The 1,674-nt window shown below is 51.6% G+C and carries 1 protein-coding gene; it reads left to right on the forward strand.

Going from position 1 to position 1,674, the window contains the following annotated elements; genetic code table 11:
• Nucleotides 1-351 precede the first annotated feature (351 nt).
• Nucleotides 352-1,275 carry a cysteine synthase family protein gene (locus FBQ85_30085; GenBank protein MDL1879382.1) on the forward strand — a complete coding sequence of 308 codons (924 nt, stop codon included), beginning with the start codon at nt 352-354 and terminating at the stop codon, nt 1,273-1,275.
• The last annotated feature ends 399 nt before the right edge of the window (nt 1,276-1,674 follow it).

Here is a 1,674-nt window from a genome sequence, read left to right on the forward strand (position 1 = left end):
TGCGATTCTTTGACATGTTCGTGCTCCCTTGGGGTTGGACCAATATAACCGTTCAGGTATTCCTTAGCAAGAGTGTCCAACTTTAGGGGTGCACTTCAAACCGCCAATAAATGCGAATATCCGATAATTTTAAAATTCGCGTTTATTGGCGTGCATTCGCGGTTTGAGATTTGGGCAAGGTATTTAATCGACAATCCTTAGTAGCCCTGCCCCCTCGTGGGCACTGCAGGAAGATTGAAATTATTTGCGTTAGCATCGGCCCACATGAGGGGCCGGGACTACGAACGAAATGTTAAGTTAGCAGTATTGAGTCTAAATCCATTTGAGAATCGCAGAAGGATGGCTTGACTCATGCACATTCTCGAGGCTGTGGGAAATACTTCCATGGTACGACTGCGCAAAGTCGTTCCCCCCAATTGTGCGGACATTTTGGTGAAGCTCGAGTGGGAGAACCCGACCGGCAGCGTGAAAGATCGCATGGCGCAGGCGGTGATTTCACGAGCAGAGCAAGACGGCCGCTTGCAACCCGGCGACACGGTGATTGACTACACCGGCGGCAGCACCGGGGCCTCGCTGGCCTTGGTTTGCGCCGCCAAATGTTACCGCATCCGGATCGTCAGCTCTGATGCCTTCAGCCGGGAGAAGCTGGATAACATGGCTGCGCTGGGCGCAGAACTGACGCTGGTGCCGAGCGAAGGCGGCCTGACCACCAAGAAATTGATTCTGGATATGATCGAGACCGCGCGCAAGTTGAGTCAGGAACCGCATACCTACTGGATCGATCAGCTCAATAACCATGACAGCATTGCAGGCTACTACTCGTTGGGCGAGGAAATCTGGGCGCAAACGAAGGGAGAGGTTGATGCCTTTGTTCACTGTGTCGGCACCGCGGCTTCTTCACGCGGGGTTGCCACGGTGCTGAAGCGATACAAGCCCGGCATCAAAATTGTCGTCGTCGAGCCGGCAGAATCTTCCGTGTTGCTGGGAGGGCAGCCCGGGCCACACAAGATTGAAGGCGTTGGCATTGGTTACACGCCTCCGCTCTGGGAGCCGTCGCTAGTAGATGAAATTGTGGCGGTCAAAACGGAGGACGCGAAAGAGATGGCAAGGCGCATCGCGCGCGAAGAGGCGCTTTTCTCGGGAACCTCTTCCGGCGCAAATGTGATCGCTGCGATTCGAGTCGCAGAGCGGCTGGGGCCCGGTGCCAAAGTGGTCACCTTGATGGCCGACTCGGGTCTGAAATACCTGAGTACGGATGTGTACCGGAGAAGATAAATCACAAATAATTGGGATCGCAAAACGCTATGCCGCCTCGTTAAGGCCATAAGGTGCTCAAAGTTACAATAAAATTCCGAAAGTTTATGACAGAACAATTTGTCGGCAGAACGATTCAAAATAATTCCGCCGATAAATAATCCTGCCAAAGTTTTTTCGGCGATACTCAATGACTTCGCGGCGCATTTCGGTGGAAAAACTCTATCGCCGATGGTCACCGGAGACACCGAGTTTCGCCGAACAGTTATTTACTGCTTCGCAGAAGTTTTGATTTGCAGCTGGTCTGCAAATTGGGGTAGGCGATTAGCTTTTCAAAGTTAGAATAAAATTCTGAACGTTCTATGTCAAAACCATTTGAGGCAAAACGATTGAATGGTTTTGCCCATAATAGTCTTGTCT

Source organism: Cytophagia bacterium CHB2 (genome assembly GCA_030263535.1).
Taxonomy (GTDB): domain Bacteria; phylum Zhuqueibacterota; class Zhuqueibacteria; order Zhuqueibacterales; family Zhuqueibacteraceae; genus Coneutiohabitans.